The organism is Ruegeria sp. CDSB013, assembly GCF_059611165.1.
The window spans coordinates 1-1630 of sequence record NZ_JBXWPA010000036.1 but is presented as its reverse complement, the minus strand read 5'-3'; the positions used below and the strand labels follow the sequence as shown (position 1 = coordinate 1630).

The 1630-nt window shown below is 56.6% G+C and carries 4 protein-coding genes; 3 read left to right on the top strand and 1 reads right to left on the bottom strand.

Translation table 11 applies throughout. From position 1 onward, the window contains the following. The 3 genes from AC2FJF_RS24320 to AC2FJF_RS24310 form a co-directional block, all read left to right on the top strand. Positions 1–372 (top strand): luciferase domain-containing protein (locus tag AC2FJF_RS24320; protein ID WP_496727561.1); only part of this gene is annotated, 372 nt, incomplete at its 5' end. Positions 373–580: 208 nt separating this feature from the next. Further along, the gene (locus AC2FJF_RS24315) at positions 581–916 is read left to right on the top strand and encodes a hypothetical protein (RefSeq protein ID WP_496727560.1); all 336 of its coding nucleotides are present in this window, start codon (positions 581–583) and stop codon (positions 914–916) included. 58 nt (positions 917–974) lie between these two features. After that, the gene (locus tag AC2FJF_RS24310) at positions 975–1442 is read left to right on the top strand and encodes a DUF411 domain-containing protein (protein WP_496727559.1); all 468 of its coding nucleotides are present in this window, start codon (positions 975–977) and stop codon (positions 1440–1442) included. A gap of 2 nt (positions 1443–1444) precedes the next feature. Here the strand turns inward: AC2FJF_RS24310 and AC2FJF_RS24305 are convergent. Next, a partial coding sequence (locus AC2FJF_RS24305) for a hypothetical protein (RefSeq protein ID WP_496727558.1) occupies positions 1445–1630 on the bottom strand: 186 nt, incomplete at its 5' end.

The window sequence follows — 1630 nt, the reverse complement described above, 5'->3', positions numbered from 1 at the left end:
GCCCAGCTATTGCTGGAGCGAGTTGCGCAATTCCCAGGGGTCACACTTGGCCCGACACGCATATCGCTTCCTGGCGCAATTGGTTTTCAGCTTGATCCCGACATGTTGTTGTCCCAACCGAGCTCTATCGTTGGTGGGTTTGAGTTTGCGCATATGCATCCTGATGGCAGCTTGCACGCTTCGCTGCACCCGGCAATGGCGCTGCGGGCAATTGAGGCCGGCTGGGCCGTAGCACACCCTTGGGCCGATCAACGCCCCGGATGGAGCGGCTTTGTCATGATCTATACTCCAACCACACCAGAAGAGCTGGATGTCGTCATCGATCTGGTAGAAAGTTCGTACACTTTCATCACTGGCAAAATCCTGGGCTAAATGCCAACCTGCTGACCTTGCTGTTGCTAACTAATGCGAAAAACAGTCAATAATCAGTCTTACCGGAATTTCAGGTGATCTATGTTCCACTGTTCCGGACGGGCATGATCCAGAGATGTGGCGCACCCACAATGAGTGCAACTAGGATGTATATGGCGACACATCCTCGAAACTTGTCAAAACCACATACCCCAATTAGGTATTTGGTATGTTTCGCCTGGTCCTGTCGATACTTCTTGTTGTTGCATTCTCTGGCGTATCCGCTGCGTCGGTGAAGCATGGCTTGACCCATGGATCGGATCATTCTGGTCATCATGCTCAAATGGCGGACGACGATCCGTTGGCTAATGCCGAGAAGGTTGTTGCGGATTGTTGCGACACCACCAGCGGCATGGGTTCAGCATCCTGTTTTGGTGATCTTGTCGCCACGGCGGGGATTTCGCCGATCGCTCCATTGGTGATTTCAGCGGGCGGTGTGACGCACGCTGGAGCCAATTTTGCGGGCCTCGCACTGGGCGTCCCCACCGGTCCTCCGAAAGCCTGAATGGCTACGGGTTCTCGCCCGCAATCCGTTCAAATTTCACATCAAAGGACCGACAGACATGATCACACGTCGTCACTTCACCACACTATCTGCAACTGCTCTCATCGCGACCGCTCTTCCCGTCCGTGCAAACACCCCAATGCACGTGCTCACCTCACCAGATTGCGGATGTTGTCACGCATGGGCCGACTTGGCTCGCGCACGTGGCTACGCCGTCACCGTTGAGGAACTGACAGACCCCGAGGCACAGAAGTCAGCGCGGGGTATCCCGCTGAACCTCGCCTCTTGTCACACTATTGAAGCCGATGGTTATGTCTTTGAAGGCCATGTGCCGTTCGAAGCACTGGAAGCCGTGTTGAAGGATCGGCCTGGCATCACAGGGCTTGCTGTTCCCGGCACGCCAATGGGCTCCCCTGGTATGGGCGACGATCCGTCCGCCCGTTACGACGTCATTGCATTTGGGGGAGAGGCTGGGGTCGGTACGGTGTACTACCGCGCGGGCACCGCGCAGCCATTCGACACCTGATGCTAGGGCGCACAACACTCTTGGTCACCGGTGGGCTTGCGCTCGCCGGTTTCGCCGTAGCTTTCGTTCTGGCCCAGCCCTCCGAAGCGGTCGGTCTTTTGGCACCGGATGGCCCAGAATGAACAAAGCCGCCTTGCGGCGGCTTGTTCGGTACTTTGTTCGACCCAAGTGGTTGCGGGAGTAGGATT

Coding starts and splice junctions, on each gene's coding strand:
- AC2FJF_RS24315 (WP_496727560.1), top strand. CDS start 581: ATGTTTCGCCTGGTCCTGTCGATACTTCTTGTTGTTGCATTCTCTGGC.
- AC2FJF_RS24310 (WP_496727559.1), top strand. CDS start 975: ATGATCACACGTCGTCACTTCACCACACTATCTGCAACTGCTCTCATC.